This is a genomic window from Pseudomonas abyssi, assembly GCF_003444685.1.
GTDB lineage: Bacteria > Pseudomonadota > Gammaproteobacteria > Pseudomonadales > Pseudomonadaceae > Halopseudomonas > Halopseudomonas abyssi.
Genome location: NZ_LMAZ01000003.1, coordinates 214630 through 239650, shown reverse-complemented (window position 1 = coordinate 239650; position 25021 = coordinate 214630). Strand labels below are relative to the sequence as shown.

Sequence of the window (25021 nt, the reverse complement as noted above, 5' to 3'; positions counted from 1 at the left end):
CTTTCCATGGCATTGCAGGCAACTCCCTACAAGGTTCAGCTGAACATTTCCGATACCGATCTGGGCATCTATGAGACCGTGCGCATGACTGTGGCGCGGCACCCGTCCGAGACCGAAGAGCGGCTGGCGGTGCGGCTGCTGGCCTACGCCCTCTGGTATCAGGAGCGTCTGGCGTTTGGCCGTGGGTTGTCGGATGTTGACGAGCCCGCGTTGTGGCTCAAGACCCTGGATGACCGCGTCGAGCACTGGATCGAGGTTGGTCAGCCGGACGCCGATCGCATGACCTGGTGCTCGCGCCGCGCCCAGAAAGTATCCGTGCTGGTCTACGGCAGTACCCGCGTCTGGGAGAGCAAGCAGCTGTCAGCGGTCGCGACGCTCGGTAACCTGAATGTTGCGGTACTGCCGGAGGAGCCACTGGCGGCGCTGGCGACCGATCTGCCGCGCAGCATCGACTGGGGTGTCATGATCAGCGACGGCGTGCTGTACGTCAGCGATGGCGACCAGCAGCACGAGCTGACCCTGGAGTGGCTGCAGGGGCAGCGCTGATGCGCATCGAAACCCGCCCGTTGCCCGAGGTGTTGCCGGCGCTCGGGGAGCTGCCGCCACTGCTCAGTCGGCTTTACGCTGCCCGTGGTGTGCTCAGCGAGGCCGAGCTTGATCGCCGCTTGCAGGCGTTGCTGCCCTACAGCGGGCTGCGCGGCATAGCGGAGGCGGTCGCAGTGCTGGAATCAGCGCTGCGCGAGCGGCGCTCGATACTGATTGTGGGTGACTTTGATGCCGATGGGGCCACCGCCAGCAGCGTCGCCGTGCTGGCCCTGCGGCAGCTGGGGGCGGCGCAGGTGGATTACCTGGTGCCCAACCGTTTTGAGTACGGCTATGGCCTTACGCCGGAAATTGTCGAGGTGGCGCTGACCCGTCGCCCGGACGTGCTGGTGACCGTGGATAACGGTATCTCCAGTATTGAGGGCGTAGCGGCAGCCAGGGCCGCCGGCCTGCAGGTGGTGGTTACCGACCATCATTTGCCGGGTGCGCAACTCCCCGAGGCCAACGCCATCGTCAATCCCAGCCAGCCGGGCTGCGATTTCCCGAGCAAGGCAATGGCGGGTGTCGGAGTTATCTTTTACGTCATGCTGGCGCTGCGGGCGGCCCTGCGTGAGAGCGGCTGGTTTGCCGAAACCGGGCGATCAGAGCCCAACCTCGCCGAGCTGCTGGATCTGGTGGCGCTGGGTACCGTGGCCGACGTGGTGCCGCTGGACGCCAACAATCGCATACTGGTGCACCAGGGGCTGGCGCGTATTCGGGCTGGCCGCTGCCGCCCCGGCATTCGCGCGCTGCTGGAGGTGGCCGGCCGGCCGCGCGAGCGCCTGGTGTCAACCGATCTGGGCTTTATCGTCGGTCCGCGCCTGAACGCGGCGGGGCGCCTGGACGATATCAGTCTGGGTATCGAGTGCCTGTTGACCGAGGACGAGGGGCTGGCGCTGGATATGGCGCGTGAGCTGGATGGACTGAATCGCGACCGCAAGGCCATCGAGCGCGACATGCAGCAACAGGCGCTGAAGACCCTGGAGGCCATGCAGCTCGACGAGCAGGACCTGCCCTTTGGGCTATGTCTGTTCGATGCCGAATGGCATCAGGGCGTTATCGGTATTCTCGCTTCACGCCTGAAGGATCGCTTCCACCGACCGGTGATTGCCTTTGCCGATGCGGGCGATGGCATGGTCAAGGGGTCGGCTCGCTCTATTCCCGGCTTGCACATTCGCGACGCGCTGGACGCGGTGGCCGCACGGCATCCCGAGTTGATCAGCAAGTTTGGCGGGCATGCCATGGCGGCCGGCATGTCCCTGCGCGAAGCCGATTTTCCGGCCTTTGCAGCGGCCTTTGATGCCGAGGTGCGGCGTCAGCTGCAGCCCGAGGACCTGACCGGGCGGCTGTTGTCGGACGGACAACTTGAGGCGGCCGAACTGTCCCTGGATATGGCTGCATCGCTGCGCGAAGCCGGACCCTGGGGGCAGCACTTTCCGGAGCCGTTGTTCCATGGCGAGTTTGAGCTGGTGCAGCAGCGGCTGGTGGGTGAGCGTCATCTGAAAATGCTGCTGCGCACCGCCGGCAGTGCCGAGGTGTTCGACGCCATCGCCTTCAATATCGACCCGCAGCTCTGGCCGAACCCGGCCGCGCGCCACGTGCTGCTGGCCTACACGCTGGACATCAACGAGTTTCGCGGTCGTCGAACCCTGCAACTTATGGTGCGGCACCTGGAGCCTGGCTGAGCCTCCTCCGACGCTTCTCTCTCCCTCGCAACCAGTCGCGGGTGCGCTTGTGGGCACTGGGCCCCCGCGTACCCGACGCCATCAAACTGCAAAGCGGATTGTGTACAAACAGCCAGGTCTTAGCCCATTCGGGTGGCAGGGATTGACCTTGATGGCACTTTGGTTTTTGATGCCTGATACAAGAATGTAGATTGAATCACATCTGGTCGGCGTTGCTCGGGCCAGTTTGGGGGCCTGGCAGTGCCGGATTTGAAACAGCAGTTGCTTAACATGCAGCGCCAACTCGGGCTGAATCCGAACGAAGTGCGTGAGCGCTTGCGATTGCTGTTGATCGGCGAGCCCGAATTTGCTTGCCTGGCTGCTCACCTTACGGCGCTGGATCGACTGCATGCCGATTGTATTGAAGCGCTGTTTGTTCACTTGGGACGGTTTGAGGGCAGCGCCGCGCTGCTTGCCGATCCCGGGCGGGTAGAGCGCCTCAAAGGTCAGCAGCAGGCCTATTTTCGACAACTACTGCGCGGCCCCTACGATATGCAGTACGTGCGTTTGCGGGTGCTGGTTGGATTGACCCACGAGCGTCTTGGGATTGATCTGAAATGGTATCTGTCGGCCTTTCACTTCTATCTGGACTTCATGCACAAGGCCATTGGTCGTCACTGGCATGCCGAGCCCAAGTTGGCCGAGCAGCTCTATGGCTGCCTGCTCAAGGCGGCCTTCTTCGACATTACCCTGACCGCCGATACCTATGTCGCCGCCGATAAGCAGGCGCTGCAGGCCAGCGAGGATCGCTATGCACGCGCGGTGCGTGGCGCCAACGATGGCTTGTGGGAGTGGCATGTCGAGGAAGATCGCCTGCATCTGTCCGAGCGCTGGCTGGCCATGCTTGGCCTGGATGCGGCTCGCGCGCCTCGCACTCTGAACGACTGGGCTGCCTTGATCCCGGAGAGCCAGCGGGGCCGGTTCTTGGCAGCGGTGCAGGCTCATCGGGAGGGGCGTCAGCCGTTTCTGCATTACGAGTGCGAGCTGCGCGACAGTTGGGGGCGCCTGATCTGGGTGATGATCCGCGCGGTGATGGCGACGGATCTGCATGGCGAGCACCTGCTTGCCGGCTCGCTGACCGATATCAGCCAGCGCAAGCAGACCGAAGAGGCGCTGGCGCACCAGGCGCTGCATGATGCGCTGACCGGCTTGCCAAACCGTCAGCAGGTTGGCGAGCTGCTGAGTCAAGCGCTGCAGCGACAGGCCAAACCCGGCGCGCGGCATGCGGCGGTGCTGTTTATCGATCTGGACCGCTTCAAGCTGATCAACGAAAGTCTTGGGCATCAGACCGGGGATCAGGTGCTGATTCAGGTCGCCAAGCGGATCGAGCGCTGCCTGCGGCCCGGGGACCACCTGGGGCGCTTTGGTGGCGATGAATTTGTCGTGCTGCTGGATGATATGGCCAAACCGCTGGATGCCGAGCTGGTCAGCAAACGCATTATGCACGCCTTGCAGTATCCCATTATTGCGGGCTCACGCCGCCTTGCTGTCAGCGTCAGCATCGGCGTGGCGCCGCTGACCGGGCGTGGCAATGAGCAGGATGCCCTGCGCGAGGCCGACCTGGCGCTGTATCGGGCCAAGGCCTTCGGCAAGGGTCAGCTGGCGCTGTACAACGACAGCCTGCAGGAGGAGGCGACTCAGCGCCTGAACCTGGAGAACGCGCTGAGTGAGGCGCTGGCACGCGATCAGTTCGAGCTCTATTACCAGCCGATTGTTCAGGTTTCCGCCGGCCGGGCGCAGGTCGTCGGCGTCGAGGCGCTGTTGCGTTGGTGGCAGGGCGAGCGGCTGGTGTCGCCGGATCAGTTCATTCCGGTGCTGGAAGAGTCCGGGGAAATTGTGGCCGTTGGCGAGTGGGTGCTGCGTCAGGCCTGCACGCAGGTTCGCCAGTGGCACCAGCAGGGACTGGCGGGGCTGCGTTGCTCGGTCAACCTGTCCAGCCGGCAGCTTCAGGAGCCGGGGTTTGCCGAGCGCGTCGCTCTGATTCTCAAGGAAACCTGTCTGCCAGCGGCCAGCCTGGTGCTGGAGATCACGGAAAGCCTGTTGATGCGCGACGGCCCGGAAACCCTGGCCACGCTGCGTGAGCTGGAGAGCATGGGCGTGCGTATTGCGCTGGATGATTTCGGTACGGGCTTCTCTTCTCTGGGTTATCTGCACCGCTATCCGCTGCACATCATCAAGGTCGACAAGAGCTTTATCACCAAGGCGCCCAACGACGAACGTCTGAAAGCCATCAGCCGAGCAATTATCGGCCTGGGTCGGGGGCTGGAGATGGACGTGATTGCCGAGGGGATCGAAACCCCGGAGCAGATGGACTTTCTGCACAACGAGGGTTGCCAGTTTGTGCAGGGTTACTGGTTCAGTCGTCCCCAGTCTGCACTGGCCATTCACCCGGTATTGCAGCGCCTCTCGACCATTGAGCAAGCCGAAGAGGGCGGGCAGGAGGCGGTTCCGGCGCCTGCTATAGTGCAATAAAAATGCACCGGGAGCAGTGAGCGATGACAGTCATGCGGCATGCAGCGCAGGCCTTTGCGGCAGGTTTCTTGGCGGTGTTCTGTTTTCATCAGCCGGCCCTCGGACTGCTGCACTCGGCCGGTGTGGTGCCCTTTCCTGCGTTTTCCCTGAGTCCTACCGAACCCCTGGGTGTGCCGGCGGTGCTGTCGTCTGCTTTCTGGGGCGGCGTCTGGGGCCTGGTGCTGGTGGTCGCATTGTCACGCATGGGTAAGCCATGGCTGTGGCTCAAGGCGGCTTTGTTTGGAGGCGTGGCCCTGACGCTGGTGGCCTTGCTGGTGGTCTTTCCACTCAAGGGCTACGGGCTGGACTGGCAGCAGTTTGTGCCGCGTTTTGTCATTGGTTTTGTGCTCAACGCCCTCTGGGGCGTAGGCGCACTGGTGTTTCTGCGCGCCTTCGCCAGTCGCGCCTGAGCCGGTGGCGCAGCGCTGCACTCGACGCCTGATTTCCGCTATAATGGCGGCTTTTGCCTGCCGGGGTCCGTCACCATGGAAATCAATCCGATTCTGAACACCATCAAAGATCTGCGCAGCCGCTCTGAAACCATCAGGGGGTATCTTTGACTACGATCACAAACGTGATCGTCTGACCGAAGTAGAGCGTGAGCTGGAAGACCCGAGCGTCTGGAATGAACCCGAGCGTGCCCAGAACCTGGGGCGCGAGCGCGCGCAGCTGGCCGAGATTGTCGGCACCCTTGATGAGATGAGTGGTGGCCTTGCTGACGCCGGCGAGCTGCTCGAAATGGCAGCCGAAGAGGATGACCAGGGCGCGGTTGATGATGTGGTAGCTGAGTTGCAGCGACTGCAAGAAGCGCTGGAGAAGCTCGAATTCCGCCGCATGTTCAGTGGCGATATGGACGCCAACAACTGCTACCTGGATATTCAGGCCGGCTCCGGTGGTACCGAAGCGCAGGACTGGGCCAATATCCTGCTGCGCATGTATCTGCGCTGGGCGGACCAGCACGGCTTTGATGCGGAGATTGTCGAGCTGTCCGAGGGGGAGGTTGCCGGTATCAAGAGTGCCACCGTGCATATTCGTGGTGAATACGCTTTCGGCTGGCTGCGTACCGAAATTGGCGTGCACCGCCTGGTGCGCAAGAGCCCGTTTGACTCCGGTAACCGTCGCCACACGTCATTCTCGGCGGTGTTTGCTTCCCCCGAGATCGACGACGATATCGACATCGATATCAACCCGGCGGATCTGCGCATCGATACCTACCGTTCCTCCGGCGCCGGTGGTCAGCACGTTAACACCACCGATTCGGCAGTGCGGATTACGCACATTCCGACCAATACCGTGGTCAGCTGCCAGAACCAGCGCTCGCAGCATGCCAACAAGGACCACGCGATGAAGATGTTGCGTGCCAAGTTGTACGAATTGGAAATGATGAAGCGCTCCGAGGCTGCTCAGGCGCTGGAAGACACCAAGTCTGACATTGGCTGGGGCCACCAGATCCGCTCCTACGTGCTGGATCAGTCGCGTATCAAGGATCTGCGCACCGGTATCGAGAACAGCAACTGCAACGCGGTACTCGACGGTGACCTTGATGAGTTCATTGAGGCCAGCCTGAAAATGGGCCTGTAAGCCAGCCGCCGCACGATAATTTGTCATGGCCCGCGCGCTGCGGGCCCACAACCGAACAGTATTTTTCCGGGATTCACCGACATGACCGACCAGCCGCAAGACCTGCAAGCCCAACACGAGGAAGAGAACCAGCTGATCGCCCAGCGCAAGGCCAAACTGGCCGCTGTGCGCGAACAGGGTATTGCCTTCCCTAACGACTTCCGTCGCGACAGCCTGTGCGCCGACCTGCAGAAGGCGTACGAGGGCAAGAGCAAGGAAGAGCTGGAGGCGGCGGCCATCCCGGTCAAGATAGCCGGACGTATCATGCTTAACCGTGGCGCCTTCATGGTGCTGCAAGACAGTTCCGGCCGTCTGCAGGTCTATGTTGACCGCAAGGGGCTGCCGGCCGAGACTCTGGAAGCGATCAAGACCTGGGATCTGGGTGACATCATCGCCGCTGAAGGGACTCTGGCGCGCTCCGGCAAGGGCGATCTCTATGTACACATGAAGGACGTGCGTCTGCTGACCAAATCCCTGCGCCCGCTGCCGGATAAGCATCACGGCCTGACCGACACCGAGCAGCGCTACCGTCAGCGTTATGTCGACCTGATCGTCAACGAGGAAGCGCGCCACACCTTCCGCGTGCGGTCGCAGGTGATCGCGCACATCCGTCGCTTCCTTAACGATCGAGGCTTCCTGGAAGTGGAAACCCCGATGCTGCAGACCATTCCGGGTGGCGCGGCGGCCAAGCCATTTGAAACCCACCACAATGCGCTGGATATGCCGATGTTTCTGCGCATTGCGCCGGAACTGTACCTCAAGCGGCTGGTGGTTGGCGGCTTCGAGAAGGTGTTCGAGATCAACCGCAACTTCCGTAACGAAGGCGTCTCGACCCGCCACAACCCCGAATTCACCATGCTCGAGTTCTATCAGGCCTATGCGGACTACCGCGACAACATGGACCTGACCGAAGAGCTGTTCCGTGAGCTGGCGCAGGCGGTGCTGGGCACCACTGATGTGCCGCACGGCGACAAGGTGTTCCACTTCGGCGAGCCCTTCGTACGTCTGTCCGTGTACGACTCGATCCTCAAGTACAACCCGGACATTACCGCCGACGATCTCAATGACGTCGAGAAAGCGCGCGAGATTGCCAAGAAGGCCGGTGCCAAGGTGCTCGGCCACGAGGGCCTGGGTAAGCTGCAGGTGATGATTTTCGAAGAGCTGGTCGAGAGCAAGCTGGAGCAGCCGCACTTCATCACCGAATACCCGTTCGAAGTCTCGCCGCTGGCGCGTCGCAACGACCAGAATCCGAACGTCACCGACCGTTTCGAGCTGTTCATTGGCGGCCGCGAGATCGCCAACGCCTACTCGGAGCTTAACGACGCCGAAGATCAGGCCGAGCGCTTCCTGGCGCAGGTCGCCGAAAAGGATGCCGGTGACGACGAAGCCATGCACTACGATGCCGACTTCGTGCGCGCGCTGGAATACGGCATGCCGCCGACCGCCGGTGAAGGCATCGGCATCGACCGTCTGGTGATGCTGCTGACCAACTCGCCGTCGATCCGTGATGTCATCCTGTTTCCGCATATGCGGCCAGAAACGGCATAGGCGGCTTCGCCGCCAGCTGCAAGCTGTGAGCTTCAAGCGGCAAGTAGTTCGTGCTGTGCAGGACTATGATGAGCATCAGATTGTCCGTGTAGTCCGCGAGATTGCGTGAATGCACGGACAGCTTATAGCTTGCGGCTTGTAGCTTGCAGCTGCGACCCAAGGGAGCCCCCCCGTGAAACAGAGTGAGCAGTATCAGCTGGTCATCCGCAGTCTGTCCGACCGCATTGTCGAGGCGCAGGCGCCGATTCGGGTGCTGGATGCCATCAAGTGGGACGACGGCATCCGCGACACCTTCCTCAAGAAGCGCTGCAAGGCGCTGCCCGAGGTGACGGCGGATTATTATGCCCAGCGCCCGCTGGGCTTTGACCCGGCCGAGCGGCGGCAGATCTTTCAGGATATCGAACGCGACATCACCCGCCAGCTGGGCAGCTTCAACCCGGTGGGGCAGATCATGCGCCGCATGTGCCGCGAGTACCGCATGGTCATCCGCATGCTGGAGGCGCGCGGTACCCAGGACTTTGGGCTGATTTCGCAAGAGCTCTACGGCGCGGCCTCTGACGCTTTTCACGCGGGCGATCCAACCCTGACCGATCTGGGTATCGCGCTCAGTGAGTCACTCAAGAACATCGCCCGCACCGATCTGGCCCGTGAGCCGAAAACCATTGCCGCAGCAGAAGCGGTGCAGATCCTGCAGGCGCGTATGAACGAGGCCTTTCCGGATGATCAGGCGGTCCGGGTATTCGAATCCGACGGGATTGTCGCTGACGCCGCCGCTGGCGCGGATTACATCAAGATTCGCACTGATGCACTATTCAATCAGCGTGACCTGAATATCCTCGCCGTGCATGAGGGCATGGTGCATGTGGCGACCAGTCTGAATGGTCAGCATCAGCCGATCTGTACCTTCCTGGCCAAGGGACCACCGTCGTCGACGGTGACGCAGGAAGGGCTGGCCATCCTCATGGAGGTGCTGACCTTCAACTCCTATCCGGCCCGCCTGCGCAAGCTGACCGACCGCACTCGGGCGATTCAGATTGCCGAGACCGGGGGCAACTTCCTGGATGTCTTCCAGTTCTACCGGGATGAAGGCTATTCGCGCGATGACAGCTACAACAACGCCAGTCGGGTGTTTCGCGGCTCGTCCAGCGAGGGGTTGCCGTTTACCAAGGATCTGGTCTATCTGAAGGGCTTTATCCTCACCTATAACTACATTCAGCTGGCGGTGCGCAAAGGCAAGTTGCAGCAGATTCCCCTGCTGTTTTGTGGCAAGACCACGCTGGAAGACATGCGCACCCTGGGGCAACTGGTCGAAGAGGGTTTGGTGGTGCCGCCGCGCTATCTGCCGGCACCCTTCGCTGATCTGAACGCCCTGAGTGCCTGGATGTGCTTCTCGGGCTTTCTCAACAATCTCAGTCTGGAGCGGGTCGAAGCCGACTACGCGAATATTCTGTAAGCGGAGTAACTGATGTCGCAAGCGCAAGAAATCAACAAGCTGCCCCTTATCCTTACCGCCATTGTCACTGTGGTGCTGACCGTTGCGGTGCTGCATCTGTATGGCTATCTCAACTTCGTCAATCCGGAGAAGGGCCTTGAACTGGCTGAGTACCGCGTTGTCACGGTGGGCTCTGAAGAAGCGGGTAATCTGCGCAGCAACCCGGCCAAGCACGAGGCTGAGTGTGTCGACGGCATTCTGGTGCTGCATGCCAGTCATATGAATGGCCTGTCCGGCGTGCTGCGTGACAGCCGCGACCGGGTGGTGCGTTGCGTCAATCAGGTGGTTCCGGCGCTGGAGGAATAAATGGCGGGTGAGCGGCCAATTCAATTGGATGACAGCTGGCTGAGCGAGCTGCAGGGCGAGTTCGAACAGCCTTACATGCAGCAGTTGCGTCACTTCTTGCAGCAGGAGAAGGCGGCCGGCAAGACAATCTTTCCGCCAGGGCCGCTGGTCTTCAATGCCCTGAACTCCACCCCCTTGGACCAGGTCCGGGTGGTGATCATTGGTCAGGACCCCTATCACGGCCCGGGGCAGGCCCACGGGCTGAGTTTCTCGGTGCCGCCCGGTGTACGCACGCCGCCCTCGCTGCAGAACATCTTCAAGGAAATCAATCGCGATCTGGGCCTGCCCATTCCGCCCCATGGCTGTCTGCAGTCCTGGGCGGAGCAGGGTGTTCTGCTGCTCAATGCGGTGCTGACGGTTGAGCAGGCACAGGCCGGGTCCCACGCCAAGCGCGGCTGGGAGCGTTTCACCTCCAAGGTGATTGACGTGATTAATGCGCGCCGTGAGCACTGCGTGTTCCTGCTTTGGGGCAGCTATGCTCAGCGCAAGGGCGAGCAGATTGATCGGCAGCGCCACTGCGTGCTGACTTCCGTGCATCCCTCCCCGCTGTCAGCGCACCGGGGGTTTATCGGCAATGGCCATTTCTCTGCAGCCAACAAGTACCTGGTTGAGCACGGCCTTTCGCCTATCGACTGGCGTTTACCGGCGCAACCTGGCTGACCGTTCTGCCGGCTTTGTGCTAAAACGGAAGCAGATACCGAGCAAGCTGGAGGCCGTCATGGAGCATGCACTGCAACCCTATACTGCACTGGTTCCGCGCACTGACAAACTGGTAGTTCAGAAGGCCGGGCACACGGCGCTGGTCACTATCGATAACCCGCCCGCTAATACCTGGGACTCGGACAGCCTGCACGGTCTGCCCGACCTTCTGTCCCACCTCAACAACGATCCGGATATCTACGCGCTGGTGCTGACCGGGCGCGGCGAGCGCTTCTTCTCCGCCGGTGCTGACCTGAGGCTGTTTGCCGATGGCGACAGAGCAAGGGCGCGCGAGTTGGCCCGCTTGTTCGGGGCGGCTTTCGAGGCATTGCGAGACTTTTCCGGCGTGACTATTGCGGCCATCAACGGCTATGCCATGGGAGGTGGGTTGGAGTGCGCATTAGCCTGTGACTTGCGTATTGCTGAGCGACAGGCGCAGCTGGGCTTGCCTGAGGCCGGCGTCGGCCTGTTGCCCTGCGCTGGAGGCACGCAGGCGTTGTCCTGGCTGGTGGGTGAGGGCTGGGCCAAGCGCATGATTCTCTGTGGTGAACGGATTGATGGTGTGCGGGCTGAGCGTATCGGATTGGTTGAGGAGTGTGTGGAGCAGGGGCAGTCGGTTGCTGCGGCGCTGCGTTTGGCCGCTCAGGTGTCGCGCCAGAGCCCGGTCGCCGTGCAGTACTGCAAGGAGTTGATTCAGGGCGGGCGCGGTCAGCCGATCAATACGCTACTGGCGCGTGAGCGTGAGCGCTTCGTCGACCTGTTCGAGCTGGAGGATACCCTGGAGGGGGTCAACGCCTTTCTGGAGAAGCGACCGCCGCAGTGGACGCGGCGGTGAGTGGCTGCTGGCTTAGGCCAGCAGTTGCATTGCGGCTTCCATTTCGGCCGACAGGTCTTCGTCTTCCTGCTCTGCGACTGGGTCAAGGCCCAGCTTGGCGAAGGCGCTGATGTTGCTCCAGTCCATCTGCGCATACGGGTGCTGGGTGCCTGCCAGGGACTGCAAGACGGCGACCTGAACAATGTCGGCGTAGTCGACACTGGCGGAATTGCGTTTGAAGTCCAGGTGCTGGGAAGGCACGTGGCGCAGTGGCTCTGGGAAGTCCCAGGCCTGCAGGATGCGATCGCCCAGCAGCGGGTGAATGCGGTCAATGACCAGGTTCAGGCTGATGGAGTCACGCAGCAGTTGGCTGTTTTCCTCGGCGTAGCTAAGAATGGGCAGTACCCCAATCTGGTGTACCAGGCCTGCCAGTGTCGCCTGGTCGGGTTTGAGCTTGGTGTAGTGGCGACACAGCACGTGACTGATGCCTGCGACTTCGGTGCTGCGTGTCCAGACTTCGCGCATCTTGCGGTCGATGACATCAGAGGTGGCCTGAAACATCTGCGACATTGCCAGGCCGGTTGCCAGGTTGGCGGTATAGGCGATGCCCATGCGGTTGACCGCCATCGACAGGTCGGTGATTTCCTGGCGGCTGCGTAGTAGCGGGCTGTTGACGACCTTGATCAGGCGCGCGCTCAGGGCCGCGTCATTGCTGATTTCGCGTACCAGATTGGGAATGCTCACATCCGGGTCTTCGGCGGCTTCGCGCACACGCAGGGCTACTTCCGGCAGCGTGGGGAGAACCAGTTGATCCTTCTCGATGGCTTGCAGCAGCTCATCATGGACACGTTGGGCGAGGTCAGTCATGTCTTGTCCCTTGTCGTTCTGTTATTCGGCTTCGGCGGCGGCCAAGGTCTGCTCGTAGGGCAGTTCGCTTAATGTCAGCAGCGGGCCGTCGGTTGCGCCCAGACTCAATGTTGCCAATTGTGCCGCATCCTTCTGCAAAACAGCCAGCAATTCCACGGCCTTGTGGCCGCGTGCGGCGATCACCACGTCGCCCACAGCCTTGCCGCTGTCGCGGTCAAATACTTCAGTGCCCGGCTTGGGGGGGGCATCGCCTGCCATGAGCAGTCGATACATGCGGCGCTTGAGTTTGCCCAGGTACTGCATGCGGGCGACGATTTCCTGGCCGGTGTAGCACCCCTTGCGAAAGCTGACGCCACCCAGATGCTGCAGATTGAGCATTTGGGGAATGAAGGCTTCCAAGGTGGGTCCGGTTACCTGGCCGATGCCGCTCTGGATCTGTCGTAGCTGCCATTGGTTGGCGCTGACCGGCGAGGCATGAGCGGATAGCGTCTGCAGCAAGGCAGCAGCCTCGGCGATGGGTGTCCAGATGGCATAGGCCGCGCCCGGCAGGCGCAGGGCGACGCTGTCGTCCGCGCGGCTGACGCTATTGTCCTCGGCGGGCGGTTGAAAGCCGGCCGCCGTCAGTGCCTGTTCGGCTTGCTCGCCCCACAGGCCAAAGCCTGCCCAGGCGTCGCTTTGGTCGGCCAGTTGGCACTGGCGGTAGAGTGCAGCGTATTTGCCCAGATCGGCCAATTGCGGGGCGACCAGTTCGCGCGCCAGGCTCAGCAGCATGCCGTCGGTCGTGCGCCAGATGCGAAAGCTCGACTGCATGCGGCCCTTGGGGTTGCAGCGCGCGCCCAGGCTGCTGTGCGTCTGGTCCAGCTCACGCAGGTCACAGGTAATCTGACCCTGGAGGAATTTATCGGCGTCGCCGCCGGTCACACTGATCAGGCCCTGGTGCTCGAGCAGACTGAGGCCTGTGGCGAAGTCGCTGCTGTCGCTCGCCTCGGCAAAGTGGCTGGCAAGCTCGGCGTGTAAGGTCATACCGTCGTTGTTCCCTTGGTGTGTGGTGGTACATCATAGGGTGCAGGGCGGGTGCTTGTCAGGCGCCGCTTGCTGCTATCTTGCCGTTATAATGAGAATTGCAATGCGCAGTTCAATTCTCAGCTTGTGGAGTTGCCGATGTCGGCCGATATAGAAATGAAACGTTTGTTCTGGCACAGCCGTCGCGGCATGCTGGAGCTGGATGTGCTGCTGGTGCCTTTTCTGCAGGAGGCATACCCGACGCTGGATGCAGCCGACCAGGCCCGTTACCGCCAGCTGCTTGAGTGTGAAGATCAGGACATGTTCGGCTGGTTTATGCAGCGGGGTGAACCGGATGACCCGGATCTGCGCCGCATCGTGAGGATGATTCTGGACCGTGTACAGCCAAACTGAATATCTGTTGTTGCAACGCCAGCCGTCGCGCTGGATGGCGCTGGTATTGCTGTTGAGCAGCTTGCTGGCCTGTCTGGGCGTCGCCAATAGCGCCCTGTCATTGTGGCCCAGCCTGCTGTGTGTCGGCCTAGTGCTGCTGTACGGTGGCTGGGTCTGGCCCAGGCAGGTCAGCTTGCGCCATCCGCACTCGGTGACCGGGCTGCGCTTTGATAGCGAGGGCTGGCACATCCTGCGCCGTGATGGTTCCGAGGTGGCGGCGCGGCTGCTGGCCGATACTTATGTCAGTGCCATGCTGACGGTGGTGCGTCTGCGCGAGCAGGGTCGCTGGTGCCCGGTGTCGGTGGTGCTGCCAGCCGACGCCGCCTCCGAGGAGAGCCTGCGCCGACTGCGTTTGCGGCTGCGCTTCAGTCGCCAGCGCTGGGTGGCGGCAGAATAGTGTCCACCGCCTCCTCCAGCTGCGCCGGGTAGTCCAGGGTGTAGTGCAAGCCGCGGCTTTCGTTGCGCTGCATGGCTGAGCGGATGATCAGGTCGGCAACCACGGCCAGATTACGCAGCTCCAGCAAGTCTCGGCTGACCCGGTAGTTGCTGTAGAACTCATGGATTTCTGCCAGCAGCAGATCAACCCGGTGCTTGGCTCGCTGCAGGCGTTTGGATGTGCGCACGATGCCCACGTAGTCCCACATGAAGCGCCGCAGCTCATCCCAGTTGTGAGAAATGATCACGTCCTCGTCCGAGTCGGTCACCTGGCTCTCATCCCAGTTTGGTAGCGCGGTCGGCATCTCGGTGCTGGCCAGGCGTTCAAGGATGTCGCGGCTCGCCGCGCGACCGTAGACAATGCACTCAAGCAGCGAGTTGCTGGCCATGCGGTTGGCGCCGTGCAGGCCGGTGAAGCTGGTCTCGCCGATGGCGTAGAGCTGCTCCAGATCAGTGCGCCCGGTGCTGTCCACCATCACACCGCCGCAGGTGTAGTGAGCCGCCGGTACCACGGGAATGGGCTCGCGGGTGATGTCGATACCAAAGGCCAGGCAGCGCTCGTGCACGGTCGGAAAGTGGCTGCGAATGAAATCGGCAGGCTTGTGGGTGATGTCCAGATAAACACAGTCCAGACCCAGGCGCTTCATCTCATGGTCGATGGCGCGGGCCACGATGTCGCGCGGGGCCAGTTCGGCGCGCTCGTCAAAGCGCGGCATGAAGCGATCGCCGTTGGGCAGGCGCAGCAGAGCGCCTTCGCCGCGCAGTGCCTCGGTAATCAGGAAACTCTTTGCCTTGGGGTGGTACAGGCAGGTCGGGTGGAACTGGTTGAACTCCATGTTGGCGACACGGCAGCCCGCGCGCCAGGCCATGGCAATGCCGTCACCAGAGGCGCTGTCCGGGTTGCTGGTGTACAGATAGACTTTGCTCGCGCCGCCGGTGGCCAGTACGGTAAAACGCGCTGCGACGGTTTCGACGTGGCCGCTTGAGCGATTGAGCACATAGGCGCCCAGGCATTGATTGCCGTCGCGGCCAAGTTTTTTGCTGGTGATCAGGTCAACGGCTACGCGGTTGTCCAGCAGCTCGATGTTGCTGTGTTCCTCGGCCCGTTGCAGCAGGGTATTGAAGATGGCCGCACCAGTCGCATCGGCGGCGTGAATGATGCGTCGGTGGCTGTGCCCCCCTTCGCGGGTGAGGTGAAAGTCGTCGGCCTCGCTGCCGTCTTCCCGGCGCTCGCGGGTGAAGGGTACACCTTGCTCTACCAGCCAGCCGATGGCATCCCGGCTGTCACCGACAATCTGGCGGACCGCGTCCTCGTGGCACAGGCCGCCGCCGGCGATCAGCGTGTCCTGGACATGGGCATCCACGGTGTCGGCATCGTCGAGCACTGCCGCTACGCCACCCTGGGCCCAGAAAGTAGAGCCTTCGGAGAGCTGGCCCTTGCTCAGGACGGCTACTCTCAGGTCGCTGGCCAGGTGCAGGGCGAGGGTCAGGCCGGCAGCGCCGCTGCCGATGACCAGTACGTCGTATTGGCGTTGTTGGGTCATGTCTTTATTCAACTGCAGGGTGGTATGAATGCCCAGGGGAGCGCTCACGCGTGCATCTTTGGCGTTGTCGGTGACGCCGGCAGCTTTGCTGGTGGCGGCCACTTGCGCTCGGTCTTGGCGCCCTGGAGTGCGCGCAGGGGGCGTATGGAATTCGTCGGCGCTTCCCTAGTATATAGAAGCGCGCTGCCGCACAATACTGCCACCCATGGGTGAGTGCGCCGAGCCCCGCGTGCTGGCAGGATGCTGGCAATGTGCACTCATGGGGGAACTTTTTGCCGACAGCGACGTTCCTATTGCTGTACCTGAGTGAGGGGAGAACTTTTGGTTACATCCTGTGTCTACGATAACAAGTCCGGTCGCGGACCCTGCAGAGTGAAATCGCCATGACAGGGCAGAGCGACCAGCAACTGGTTGAACGTGTTCAAAAAGGGGACAAGCGCGCCTTTGATCTGTTGGTACTCAAGTACCAGCACAAGATCCTCGCGCTGGTGACGCGCTTCGTGCATGACAGCCACGAAGCGCAGGATGTGGCCCAAGAGGCTTTCATCAAGGCGTACCGCGCGCTGGCTAACTTCCGCGGTGACAGTGCGTTCTATACATGGCTGTACCGCATCGCGATCAATACCGCGAAAAATTATCTGGTGGCCCGCAATCGCCGGCCGCCGGACTCGGACATCGCCGCTGATGAGGCTGAGTATTACGAGGGTGACAGCATCCTCAAGGATATTCACTCCCCTGAACGCGAGATGTTGCGCGACGAAATCGAGCAGGTAGTGAACAAAACCCTCGAACAGTTGCCTGATGATTTAAGAACGGCTTTAACCCTGCGTGAGTTTGAAGGGTTGAGCTACGAAGACATTGCCAACGTGATGGACTGTCCGGTCGGGACGGTCCGCTCCCGGATCTTCCGGGCTCGTGAGGCAATAGATAAAGCCCTGAAACCGCTGCTCGAAGCGTGATCGGCAACAGGGTGCAACGCAGTGAGCCCCATGGGCCAACAGCAGAGGTAAAGCAATGAGAAACGAAGTCTTGCAGGAGTCTCTTTCCGCTCTCATGGACAACGAGGCTGATGAACTGGAAGTGCGCCGTGTTCTCCAGGCAGCTGATCAGGATCCGGCACTGCGTAGTACCTGGGCGCGCTACCAGATGGCACGCTCGGTGATGCATAAGGAGCCCTGGCAGGGCTCGATCGACCTGTCGGCCGGCATTGCCGCCGCGCTGCAGGACGAGCCGGCACTGCAGATGGAGTCCGAGCAGGCGACGCCCGCTACTGCCCAAGGGTCTGTGTTGTGGCGTAACTTCGGCCGGATGGCTGTGGCCGCATCGGTCACGCTGGCTGTTCTGGTAGGCGTGCGCATGGTCAATCAGGGGGACGCGCCGACGCAGCCGATGACCGCCGCAAACACTCCGGCACCGTCCATGCTGCAGGCGAACCCGGCTGCTCGTACCGGCGCCGTGCTGGCGGGTTATTCGCAAAACGGTGCTGCAGAGACAGCTGCCGAGCCACTGGCTCCGGCCCAAGCCCCGTCGGCCTGGCATGAGCAGCGTATCAGTCGTTATCTGCGCGAGCATGCAGAGGCAGGTGCCCAGTCCAACACACCCCAGCTGGTGCCCTATGCCCGCGCGGCGAGCATGGAAGGTCGCTAGTGGTGAAGAGGTCGCTTTGCCTTGCCTCTGCCGCGGTGCTGATGACAGCACCGCTGGCGCAGGCGAAGGATGCGGGACAATGGCTGCGCGGCATGGCCGATGCAGTGGACCAACAGAGTTACAGCGGAGCGTTCGTTTACGAGCGCTCCGGCAGTTTTAGCACTCATCACATCTGGCATCGCGCAGATGAGGACGGTGTCTCCGAGCGACTGCTCAGGGCTGACGGCGATCCTCAGGAGTGGGTGCGGCGTGATGGCCGGCTGCAGTGTGCAACCTCCTTCGCAACCGTGTCGGACTGGCAGGCAACCGCCCCCCAGGAAATCGATCCCGCCCGCCTGGAGCGGTGGTACGCCTTCGAAGTGCTTGGCGGCACGCGTGTCGCAGATCGTCCCGCAACGGTTGTGGCGCTCAAGCCGAGAGACCCTTTCCGCTATGCCTATGAGCTGTATCTGGATGAGGATACCGGCTTGTTGCTTAAATCCCTGCTGATCAACGAGCGCAATGTCTTGCTGGAGCGCTTCCAGTTTGTTGACTTGGATTTCTCCGAGCTGAGTGACGCGGCGCTGGAAGCTGGCTCACGTTGCCTGTCGCTGGAAGCGGCACAGCCCGAGAAGCTGGTAGATGATTCTGGCTGGCTGCCCGGCTGGTTGCCGCCAGGCTACAGTGCCGGCGAGTCCATGGTCCGCGCGCTTTCCGCTGGTGAGCCCCCGGTCATGACCCAGGTCTACAGTGATGGGCTGGCACGCTTTACCGTGTTTGTCGAACCCCTGAGCGAAGAGCGACTGGCCGACAACCTGGCTGCGCAGCTTGGACCGACCGTGGCGATCAGTCGTCGTCTTCAGGTCCAAGGGCAGGACTATCTGGCGACCATCGTAGGCGAAATTCCGCCGGCGACGGCCGAGCGCATTGCTGCCTCCTTTCCGCACGCCGCCGTGGCTGCTGAGGCCGCGCCGTGATTGAAGAGCGTGGTCGGGTGCTGAGTGTCGAGCCCGGTGCTGTCTGGGTAGAAACCGTGCGTAGCAGTACCTGCGGCAATTGCGCTGCCAAGGCAGGTTGCGGCCAGGGATTGCTGCAGCGGCTGGGTAGCGGCGCTGCCCGTGGTTTTGTTCGGGCCCTGACTGACCGGCAATGGCAGGTTGGGGACGAGGTGATCATCGGTGTGCCCGAGGACGCGCTGGTGCGCGGTGCCTTGTGGGTGTACCTGATGCCGCTGTTTGCCCTGTTTGTTGCCGCGCTGTCGGCACAGGCGCTGGGTGCCGGTGAGCCACAGGTCATTCTGGCGGCGCTTGCTGGGCTGGCGTTTGGTTTTGTTCTGCTTCGCTGGCGCGCCGTGCGGGCCAGTCATGATCCGCTACTGACGCCCCAGGTCCTGGGTGCTGCCGGGTTCACCGGGGTGCCGCTGACACAGTTGTGATGTGGGTTGTTGCTAGAAACAAGTGAGGAGAGTGCGGCGTATGATGTCGTTGAGACGTTGGGCCCTGGTGGCCACAAGTATTCTGGTGATGGGGTGGCAGTCGCTGGCACTGGCGACCGACTTGCCGGACTTCACCGAGCTGGTCGAGGAAGCCTCGCCGGCCATCGTTAACATCAGTACGCGCCAGAAGGCGGCCAGCCAGAATGTAGTGCAGGGCATGCCTGACCTCGACAGTATGCCGCCACTGTTTCGCGAGTTTTTCGAGCGCAGTTTTCCGCAAGGCCCTTCGCAGCGTGAGCGCGAGGCGCCGCAATCCCTCGGTTCCGGCTTTATTATCTCCCATGACGGCTATGTGTTGACCAACAATCATGTGGTTGCCGATGCCGACGAAATCTTTGTCCGCCTGTCTGACCGACGCGAACTCCAGGCAGAGCTGGTTGGGGCTGATCCGCGCTCTGATCTGGCGCTGCTGAAGATCGATGCCGGCGATGACCTGCCGGTAGTGAAGATCGGCAAGTCGGCTGATCTCAAGCCGGGGGAGTGGGTATTGGCGATTGGCTCGCCCTTCGGTTTCGACTATTCGGTAACAGCGGGTATCGTCAGTGCCAAGGGTCGCAGCCTGCCGAACGAGAACTACGTGCCGTTCATTCAGACCGACGTGGCGATCAATCCGGGCAACTCCGGTGGTCCGCTGTTCAACCTGGATGGCGAGGTTGTTGGTATCAACTCGCAGATCTTTACCCGCTCGGGTGGGTTTATGGGCCTGTCGTTTGCCATTCCTATGGATGTGGCGATGGATGTGGTCGAGCAAATCAAGGACAGCGGCAGCGTACAGCGTGGCTGGCTGGGTGTGGTGATTCAGGAGGTCAACAAGGATCTGGCTGAGTCGTTTGATCTACCCAAGCCCGCCGGGGCGCTGGTTGCCCAGATCATGCCGGGTGGCCCGGCAGACAAGGGTGGCCTGAAGGTGGGTGATGTGATTCTGGAGTTCAACGGTCACGAGGTGGTGCGCTCTTCCGATCTGCCTCACGCGGTTGGCCGTGTCCGTCCGGGCGCGGAGGCATCGCTGGTGGTCATGCGTGACAAGGAGCGCAAGACCTTGCGCATGGAAGTGGGTGCACTGCCGGATGACGACAACGTGGCGGCGCTGGCCAGCGATGCCCCGGCCCAGGCGACGTCCTCTAACCGCCTGGGTGTGACGGTCGTCGAGCTCAGTGACGAGCAAAAGAAGAACCTGGATATTCACTCCGGTGTAGTGGTGCGCGAAGTCATGCGCGGGCCGGGCGCCATGGTGGGTCTGCGTCCGGGCGACATCATCACCAACCTGGATAACCAGTCGGTGGATTCGGTTGAGACTTTCACCCAGATTGCTGGCGAGCTGCCGGACAATCGTTCCATCTCGATGCGCGTGATTCGCCAGGGTCGCGCCAGCTATATTACCTTCCGTCTGGCGGAGTGATCCGCTCTGTGGGTCGGTTATCGGTGGTAGCACGCTCCCGATGACCGGCCCCGGCGGCGATAGCGACATCGCCGCTAATCAGGTAAACTCGCCGGCTGTTTTGGGGACTCTTCCCCGTCATCGCCATGTCTGGCAACCCTGTCTGGATGATCCGCGCCGTGAGTGACCTGAGCCTGATTCGCAACTTTTCCATCATCGCCCATATCGACCACGGCAAGTCGACACTGGCTGACCGCTTTATTCAGCTGTGTGGTGCGCTGAGCGAACGTGAGATGGAAGCTCAGGTGCTGGATTCGATGGATCTTGAGCGTGAGCGCGGTATTACCATCAAGGCGCATAGCGTCACGCTGTATTACACCGCCAAAGATGGCAAAACCTATCAGCTCAACTTTATCGACACGCCCGGCCACGTTGACTTTCACTACGAAGTCAGCCGCTCGCTGGCCGCCTGCGAAGGCGCACTGCTGGTGGTGGATGCCGCTCAGGGTGTCGAGGCGCAATCGGTAGCCAACTGCTACACAGCGATCGAACAGGGCCTGGAGGTCATGCCGGTTCTCAACAAGATCGATCTGCCGCAGGCTGAGCCCGAGCGGGTCAAGGGCGAGATCGAGAGCGTCATCGGTATCGATGCAACTGACGCAGTCGCCTGTTCGGCCAAGAGCGGTATTGGTGTTGAGGACGTACTGGAGGCGCTGATCAAGACCATTCCCGCGCCTGAAGGCGAAATCGAAGCGCCGCTACAGGCTCTGATCATCGATTCTTGGTTTGACAACTATCTCGGTGTGGTATCGCTGGTGCGCGTCAAGCATGGCCGCATCAAGAAGGGCGACAAGGTGCTGGTCAAATCGACCGGCAAGTTCCATCAAGTCGACAGCGTGGGCGTATTCAGCCCCAAGCACACCGAGACCGCCGATCTGAAGGCGGGCGAGGTGGGCTTTATCATTGCGGGTATCAAGGATATTCACGGTGCGCCGGTGGGCGATACCCTGACCTTGTCCGCTACCCCGGACGTAGCGCCGCTGCCTGGCTTCCAGAAGGTCAAGCCGCAGGTGTATGCCGGCCTGTTTCCGGTCAGCTCCGATGACTTTGAGGATTTCCGCGAGGCACTGCAGAAGCTGACTCTCAACGATGCGGCGCTGCAGTTTGAGCCGGAGAGCTCAGAGGCACTGGGCTTCGGTTTCCGCATCGGCTTCCTCGGCATGCTGCACATGGAGATCATCCAGGAGCGCCTGGAGCGCGAATACGACCTGGATCTGATCACCACCGCGCCCACGGTCGTGTTTGAGGTGGTCAAGAAGGGCGGCGACGTCATCTACGTCGACAACCCCTCGCTGCTGCCCGACCCTTCGGTCATTGAAGAGATGCGCGAGCCGATTGTTCGCGCCAACATTCTGGTGCCGCAGGACCATCTGGGTAGCGTTATTACGCTCTGCATCGAAAAGCGCGGCGTTCAGCATGACATGGTTTTTCTCGGCACTCAGGTTCAGGTTACCTATGATCTGCCGATGAACGAGGTGGTACTCGACTTCTTCGACCGGTTAAAGTCGGTCAGCCGCGGTTATGCTTCTCTGGATTACAGTTTCGATCGCTTCCAGGCTGCCAAGCTGGTGCGCCTGGATATCCTGATCAACGGCGAGAAGGTCGACGCGCTGGCACTGATCGTGCACCGTGACAATGCCGCGTACAAGGGACGTCAGCTGGTCGAGAAGATGAAGGACCTGATTCCCCGGCAGATGTTCGATGTCGCTATTCAGGCCGCCATTGGCGGGCAGATTGTGGCGCGCTCTACGGTGAAGGCGCTGCGCAAGAACGTACTGGCCAAGTGTTATGGTGGCGACGCCAGCCGGAAGAAAAAGCTGCTTGAGAAGCAGAAGGCCGGTAAGAAGCGCATGAAGCAGGTGGGTAGCGTAGAAATACCGCAGGATGCATTCCTCGCGGTGCTCAAGGTCGACAATTAGGGACGGTAAGCTCGGACGATGATGCATCTCAACTTTCCGCTGGTGCTGGTGATTGCTGTTGCAGTCAGCGGTTTTCTGGCGTTGCTGGACCGCGTGGTGCTGGCGCCGCGTCGTCGCAAGGCTGTTGCCAGCTACGAAGCCCAGGTTGACGTGGCGGACCCGCAGACCATCGAGCGGCTTGAGAAGGAGCCGTTGCTGGTCGAGTACGGCAAGTCGTTCTTTCCGGTATTGGCCGTTGTGCTGGTGCTGCGCTCCTTTCTGGTCGAGCCCTTTCAGATTCCGTCCGGTTCCATGAAGCCCACCCTGGAGGTGGGTGATTTCATTCTGGTCAACAAGTTTGCATACGGTATTCGCCTGCCGGTGATCGACACCAAGGTGATCCCGATCGGTGACCCGCAGCGCGGCGACGTCATGGTCTTTCGCTACCCGAACAACCCCTCGATCAACTACATCAAGCGCGTTGTCGGCTTGCCCGGCGACCACATCCGCTATGCTGGAAAGCAGCTGTATGTGAACGGCCAGAAGGTCGAGCATGAACTGGTCGAGATTGTGCCCGACGATGAAGTGCCCGCCGGTCATCCCCTGCAAACCCTGGCTAACGCGGCAATCTATCGCGAGCAGTTGGGTGAGGTGACGCATCTGATCAGGCAGAAGCAATTGTCGCAGACACCCAAGCCGAAAGAGTGGGTGGTGCCGCAGGGCTACTACTTCATGATGGGAGACAATCGCGATAACTCGAACGACAGCCGTTTCTGGCATTCAGCCGAGATGCCGCAAGAGTTGTGGGGAATGGTTCCGGACAACTATATTGTAGGCAAGGCCTTCGCAGTGTGGATGCACTGGCCGGAGCCGAAGCTGAGCAATTTGCCAAGCTTCTCGAGCGTCGCCCTGATTCACTGAGGGTGGCAGGCAGTACATAACATCAACAACGGACTACGAGGTTATTATGCGCCACTCCCAAAAAGGGGCTTCCTTCTTCGGCTGGCTTGCGGTTATCGCCCTGCTGGTATTCGGCATGGTCATTGCGATGAAACTGGTACCCATCTACATGGACCACTACTCGCTGCGCAACATCATCACCACGGTCAATGAAGACCCGAACGTGAAGGTCGGTTCACTGCGTGACCTGAACATGTACATTGAGAAGGGCATGCGACTCAATGGTATCCGTGACATCAAGGCCAAGGATGCCGTCACCACGACCCAGAGTGGCCAGAATGCCTACACTGTGGTGCTCAAGTACGAAGTGCGCGCGCCACTCCTCAACACGGTGGACCTGCTGGTGCACTTTGACGAAACCTTTATTGTCAGACCTCTCAAGTGAGCAATAAGCTAGACCGACTCGAACGCAAGATTGGCTATACCTTCAAGGACCAGGAGCTGTTGCTGCTGGCCTTGACCCACCGCAGTCTGGGTGGGCGCAACAATGAGCGCCTGGAGTTTCTGGGTGACTCGATTCTCAATTTCGTCGCCGCCGAAATGCTTTTCCAACACTTTCCCCAAGCCCGCGAAGGGCAGCTGTCGCGCCTGCGTGCCCGCCTGGTCAAGGGCGTGACATTGGCCGAGCTTGCCAAGGGGTTTGAGCTGGGTGAATACCTGCGCCTGGGGTCCGGCGAGTTGAAGAGTGGCGGCTTTCGCCGTGAGTCGATTCTGGCTGACGCCACGGAAGCGATCATCGGCGCCATCTACCTGGACAGCGGGCTGGAGGTGGTGCGCGAGCGCATCCTGCACTGGCTTACCGGCCACATTGCCGACCTGACGCTGGTCGACAACAACAAGGACCCGAAAACCCGGCTGCAGGAGTTTCTGCAGTCGCGTCAGGCCGACCTGCCGCGCTATGAAGTGATCGAGAGTAGTGGCGAGGCACATTGTCGTACTTTCAAGGTAAATTGTCAGATTGCCCTGCTGGCCGAGCCGACCTACGGCGTCGGCAGCAGTCGTCGTCTGGCGGAACAGCAGGCAGCGCAGCATGCGCTGGTTGCCCTGGGCGTGGAGCGAGCCGATGACTGATGCTATTTCCCGTTGCGGCTACGTTGCGATCGTTGGCCGCCCGAATGTCGGCAAGTCGACCTTGCTGAACCATATTCTCGGCCAGAAGCTGGCTATTACCTCGCGCAAGCCGCAGACAACCCGACACACGTTGCTCGGCATCAAGACTGAGGGCGAGGTGCAAGCGATCTACGTCGATACACCCGGCCTGCACAAGGAAAACGAGAAAGCGCTCAATCGCTTCATGAACAAGAGTGCCAGCCAGGCACTGCGCGATGTCGACGTTGTGCTGTTTGTGGTCGATCGTCTGCGCTGGACCGACGAGGATCAGATGGTACTGGAGCGCATCCAGTATCTGACCTGCCCGGTGCTGATCGTGGTTAACAAGCTTGATCGGATGGAAGACAAGAACGAGCTGTTGCCGCACCTGGAATGGCTGACCAAGCAGTTGCCTGAGGCCGAGGTCGTTCCGGTGTCCGCGCTACAGGGGCGCAATATCGATCGCCTGGAGTCGCTGATTGCCGAGCGTCTGCCGGAAAGCGAGCACTTTTATCCGGAAGACCAGCTGACCGACAAAAGCTCGCGCTTTTTGGCTGCCGAGCTGGTGCGCGAAAAGGTCATGCGTCAGCTGGGCGCCGAGATTCCCTATCAGGTCGCGGTCGAGATCGAGCAGTTCAAGCAGGAAGGGCGCATTCTGCATATTCATGCGCTGATCCTGGTTGAGCGCGATGGTCAGAAAAAAATCATCATTGGCGATGGTGGTGAGCGACTGAAGAAGATCGGCCAGGAAGCCCGGCTGGACATGCAGAAGCTGTTCGGCAGCAAGATCATGCTCAACCTGTGGGTCAAGGTGCGTCGCGGCTGGTCTGATGATGAGCGCGCGCTGGGCTCGCTGGGCTATCGCTTCGACGACTGACG

Annotated in this window: 25 protein-coding genes; 22 read left to right on the top strand and 3 right to left on the bottom strand. The window is 61.2% G+C overall.

Going from position 1 to position 25021, the window contains the following annotated elements; genetic code table 11:
- Nucleotides 1-6: 6 nt before the first annotated feature.
- From ASB58_RS11720 to ASB58_RS11675, 10 genes are all read left to right on the top strand, one after another.
- Nucleotides 7-546, top strand: a complete 540-nt coding sequence (locus tag ASB58_RS11720; protein WP_118130936.1) for a YaeQ family protein — start codon at nucleotides 7-9, stop codon at nucleotides 544-546.
- The gene (gene recJ, locus ASB58_RS11715; RefSeq protein ID WP_118130934.1) at nucleotides 546-2267 is read left to right on the top strand and encodes a single-stranded-DNA-specific exonuclease RecJ; all 1722 of its coding nucleotides are present in this window, start codon (nucleotides 546-548) and stop codon (nucleotides 2265-2267) included. Before ASB58_RS11720 ends, recJ begins: the two co-directional genes overlap by 1 nt.
- A 270-nt stretch (nucleotides 2268-2537) precedes the next feature.
- The gene (locus tag ASB58_RS11710) at nucleotides 2538-4778 is read left to right on the top strand and encodes a putative bifunctional diguanylate cyclase/phosphodiesterase (RefSeq protein ID WP_118130932.1); all 2241 of its coding nucleotides are present in this window, start codon (nucleotides 2538-2540) and stop codon (nucleotides 4776-4778) included.
- Between the two features lie 23 nt (nucleotides 4779-4801).
- A complete protein-coding gene (locus ASB58_RS11705; RefSeq protein WP_235827285.1) occupies nucleotides 4802-5227 on the top strand; it encodes a hypothetical protein in 426 nt (141 codons plus the stop codon).
- Nucleotides 5228-5302: 75 nt separating this feature from the next.
- Nucleotides 5303-6398 (top strand): peptide chain release factor 2 gene (prfB, locus tag ASB58_RS11700; protein ID WP_096003067.1). Its coding sequence is split into 2 segments (ribosomal slippage): nucleotides 5303-5374 and nucleotides 5376-6398, totalling 1095 coding nucleotides; the frame shifts between segments, so codons are not numbered across the junction.
- 81 nt (nucleotides 6399-6479) lie between these two features.
- Complete coding sequence (gene lysS / locus ASB58_RS11695; protein ID WP_118130930.1) at nucleotides 6480-7985, top strand: lysine--tRNA ligase; 1506 nt, start codon at nucleotides 6480-6482, stop codon at nucleotides 7983-7985.
- 172 nt (nucleotides 7986-8157) lie between these two features.
- Nucleotides 8158-9438: a flavohemoglobin expression-modulating QEGLA motif protein gene (locus tag ASB58_RS11690; protein WP_096003065.1), complete on the top strand. Its 1281-nt coding sequence runs from the start codon at nucleotides 8158-8160 to the stop codon at nucleotides 9436-9438.
- 12 nt (nucleotides 9439-9450) lie between these two features.
- Entirely contained in the window at nucleotides 9451-9783 is a 333-nt protein-coding gene (locus ASB58_RS11685) for a PA3694 family proteiin (RefSeq protein WP_096003064.1), read from the top strand.
- Nucleotides 9784-10482: a uracil-DNA glycosylase gene (ung, locus tag ASB58_RS11680; RefSeq protein WP_118130928.1), complete on the top strand. Its 699-nt coding sequence runs from the start codon at nucleotides 9784-9786 to the stop codon at nucleotides 10480-10482.
- 58 nt (nucleotides 10483-10540) lie between these two features.
- Nucleotides 10541-11356, top strand: a complete 816-nt coding sequence (locus ASB58_RS11675; RefSeq protein WP_118130926.1) for an enoyl-CoA hydratase — start codon at nucleotides 10541-10543, stop codon at nucleotides 11354-11356.
- Between the two features lie 12 nt (nucleotides 11357-11368).
- Here the strand turns inward: ASB58_RS11675 and ASB58_RS11670 are convergent, their stop codons facing one another.
- The gene (locus ASB58_RS11670) at nucleotides 11369-12202 is read right to left on the bottom strand and encodes an HDOD domain-containing protein (protein WP_096003061.1); all 834 of its coding nucleotides are present in this window, start codon (nucleotides 12200-12202) and stop codon (nucleotides 11369-11371) included.
- Nucleotides 12203-12223: 21 nt separating this feature from the next.
- Nucleotides 12224-13225, bottom strand: a complete 1002-nt coding sequence (ygfZ, locus tag ASB58_RS11665) for a CAF17-like 4Fe-4S cluster assembly/insertion protein YgfZ (protein ID WP_118130924.1) — start codon at nucleotides 13223-13225, stop codon at nucleotides 12224-12226.
- Between the two features lie 138 nt (nucleotides 13226-13363).
- Here ygfZ and ASB58_RS11660 point away from each other — a divergent pair, with 138 nt between their 5' ends.
- Both ASB58_RS11660 and ASB58_RS11655 read left to right on the top strand, forming a co-directional pair.
- Nucleotides 13364-13618, top strand: coding sequence for an FAD assembly factor SdhE (locus ASB58_RS11660; RefSeq protein WP_083727316.1), 255 nt, complete (start codon nucleotides 13364-13366; stop codon nucleotides 13616-13618).
- Entirely contained in the window at nucleotides 13602-14054 is a 453-nt protein-coding gene (locus ASB58_RS11655; protein ID WP_096003059.1) for a hypothetical protein, read from the top strand. The genes ASB58_RS11660 and ASB58_RS11655 overlap by 17 nt, the downstream gene beginning before the upstream one ends.
- Here ASB58_RS11655 and nadB read toward each other — a convergent pair.
- Nucleotides 14023-15636: an L-aspartate oxidase gene (gene nadB / locus ASB58_RS11650; RefSeq protein WP_096003341.1), complete on the bottom strand. Its 1614-nt coding sequence runs from the start codon at nucleotides 15634-15636 to the stop codon at nucleotides 14023-14025. The genes ASB58_RS11655 and nadB overlap by 32 nt on opposite strands.
- A gap of 383 nt (nucleotides 15637-16019) precedes the next feature.
- Between nadB and rpoE the strand changes: the two genes are divergently transcribed.
- The 10 genes from rpoE (at nucleotide 16020) to era (ending at nucleotide 25019) form a co-directional block, all read left to right on the top strand.
- On the top strand, nucleotides 16020-16595 hold the full coding sequence (gene rpoE / locus ASB58_RS11645; protein ID WP_083727312.1) for an RNA polymerase sigma factor RpoE: 576 nt from the start codon (nucleotides 16020-16022) through the stop codon (nucleotides 16593-16595).
- A gap of 55 nt (nucleotides 16596-16650) precedes the next feature.
- On the top strand, nucleotides 16651-17283 hold the full coding sequence (locus ASB58_RS11640; RefSeq protein ID WP_118130922.1) for a sigma-E factor negative regulatory protein: 633 nt from the start codon (nucleotides 16651-16653) through the stop codon (nucleotides 17281-17283).
- Nucleotides 17284-17324: 41 nt separating this feature from the next.
- Nucleotides 17325-18239 carry a MucB/RseB family sigma factor regulatory protein gene (locus tag ASB58_RS11635; RefSeq protein ID WP_118130920.1) on the top strand — a complete coding sequence of 305 codons (915 nt, stop codon included), beginning with the start codon at nucleotides 17325-17327 and terminating at the stop codon, nucleotides 18237-18239.
- Entirely contained in the window at nucleotides 18236-18697 is a 462-nt protein-coding gene (locus ASB58_RS11630; RefSeq protein WP_118130916.1) for a SoxR reducing system RseC family protein, read from the top strand. Before ASB58_RS11635 ends, ASB58_RS11630 begins: the two co-directional genes overlap by 4 nt.
- A gap of 40 nt (nucleotides 18698-18737) precedes the next feature.
- Nucleotides 18738-20156 (top strand): DegQ family serine endoprotease, encoded by a 1419-nt coding sequence (locus ASB58_RS11625; RefSeq protein ID WP_096003055.1) that lies wholly within the window; start codon nucleotides 18738-18740, stop codon nucleotides 20154-20156.
- A gap of 158 nt (nucleotides 20157-20314) precedes the next feature.
- Nucleotides 20315-22114, top strand: coding sequence for a translation elongation factor 4 (lepA, locus tag ASB58_RS11620; protein WP_118131144.1), 1800 nt, complete (start codon nucleotides 20315-20317; stop codon nucleotides 22112-22114).
- A 21-nt stretch (nucleotides 22115-22135) separates the two neighbouring features.
- Nucleotides 22136-23014: a signal peptidase I gene (gene lepB / locus ASB58_RS11615; RefSeq protein ID WP_096003339.1), complete on the top strand. Its 879-nt coding sequence runs from the start codon at nucleotides 22136-22138 to the stop codon at nucleotides 23012-23014.
- Nucleotides 23015-23060: 46 nt separating this feature from the next.
- Entirely contained in the window at nucleotides 23061-23438 is a 378-nt protein-coding gene (locus tag ASB58_RS11610; protein ID WP_096003054.1) for a DUF4845 domain-containing protein, read from the top strand.
- Nucleotides 23435-24124, top strand: coding sequence for a ribonuclease III (gene rnc, locus ASB58_RS11605; RefSeq protein WP_096003053.1), 690 nt, complete (start codon nucleotides 23435-23437; stop codon nucleotides 24122-24124). The genes ASB58_RS11610 and rnc overlap by 4 nt, the downstream gene beginning before the upstream one ends.
- Nucleotides 24117-25019 (top strand): GTPase Era, encoded by a 903-nt coding sequence (gene era, locus ASB58_RS11600; protein WP_096003052.1) that lies wholly within the window; start codon nucleotides 24117-24119, stop codon nucleotides 25017-25019. The genes rnc and era overlap by 8 nt, the downstream gene beginning before the upstream one ends.
- The last annotated feature ends 2 nt before the right edge of the window (nucleotides 25020-25021 follow it).

Bases quoted from the DNA above. Each gene is read 5' to 3' on its own strand.
- era (WP_096003052.1), top strand. From the start codon at position 24,117: ATGACTGATGCTATTTCCCGTTGCGGCTACGTTGCGATCGTTGGCCGC.
- ASB58_RS11685 (WP_096003064.1), top strand. From the start codon at position 9,451: ATGTCGCAAGCGCAAGAAATCAACAAGCTGCCCCTTATCCTTACCGCC.
- ASB58_RS11670 (WP_096003061.1), bottom strand. From the start codon at position 12,202: ATGACTGACCTCGCCCAACGTGTCCATGATGAGCTGCTGCAAGCCATC.
- rpoE (WP_083727312.1), top strand. From the start codon at position 16,020: ATGACAGGGCAGAGCGACCAGCAACTGGTTGAACGTGTTCAAAAAGGG.
- ASB58_RS11625 (WP_096003055.1), top strand. From the start codon at position 18,738: ATGATGTCGTTGAGACGTTGGGCCCTGGTGGCCACAAGTATTCTGGTG.
- ASB58_RS11660 (WP_083727316.1), top strand. From the start codon at position 13,364: ATGTCGGCCGATATAGAAATGAAACGTTTGTTCTGGCACAGCCGTCGC.
- ASB58_RS11720 (WP_118130936.1), top strand. From the start codon at position 7: ATGGCATTGCAGGCAACTCCCTACAAGGTTCAGCTGAACATTTCCGAT.
- nadB (WP_096003341.1), bottom strand. From the start codon at position 15,636: ATGACCCAACAACGCCAATACGACGTACTGGTCATCGGCAGCGGCGCT.
- ASB58_RS11640 (WP_118130922.1), top strand. From the start codon at position 16,651: ATGAGAAACGAAGTCTTGCAGGAGTCTCTTTCCGCTCTCATGGACAAC.
- ASB58_RS11635 (WP_118130920.1), top strand. From the start codon at position 17,325: ATGACAGCACCGCTGGCGCAGGCGAAGGATGCGGGACAATGGCTGCGC.
- lepB (WP_096003339.1), top strand. From the start codon at position 22,136: ATGCATCTCAACTTTCCGCTGGTGCTGGTGATTGCTGTTGCAGTCAGC.
- ASB58_RS11610 (WP_096003054.1), top strand. From the start codon at position 23,061: ATGCGCCACTCCCAAAAAGGGGCTTCCTTCTTCGGCTGGCTTGCGGTT.
- ASB58_RS11710 (WP_118130932.1), top strand. From the start codon at position 2,538: ATGCAGCGCCAACTCGGGCTGAATCCGAACGAAGTGCGTGAGCGCTTG.
- ygfZ (WP_118130924.1), bottom strand. From the start codon at position 13,225: ATGACCTTACACGCCGAGCTTGCCAGCCACTTTGCCGAGGCGAGCGAC.
- recJ (WP_118130934.1), top strand. From the start codon at position 546: ATGCGCATCGAAACCCGCCCGTTGCCCGAGGTGTTGCCGGCGCTCGGG.
- ung (WP_118130928.1), top strand. From the start codon at position 9,784: ATGGCGGGTGAGCGGCCAATTCAATTGGATGACAGCTGGCTGAGCGAG.
- ASB58_RS11705 (WP_235827285.1), top strand. From the start codon at position 4,802: ATGACAGTCATGCGGCATGCAGCGCAGGCCTTTGCGGCAGGTTTCTTG.
- lysS (WP_118130930.1), top strand. From the start codon at position 6,480: ATGACCGACCAGCCGCAAGACCTGCAAGCCCAACACGAGGAAGAGAAC.
- ASB58_RS11675 (WP_118130926.1), top strand. From the start codon at position 10,541: ATGGAGCATGCACTGCAACCCTATACTGCACTGGTTCCGCGCACTGAC.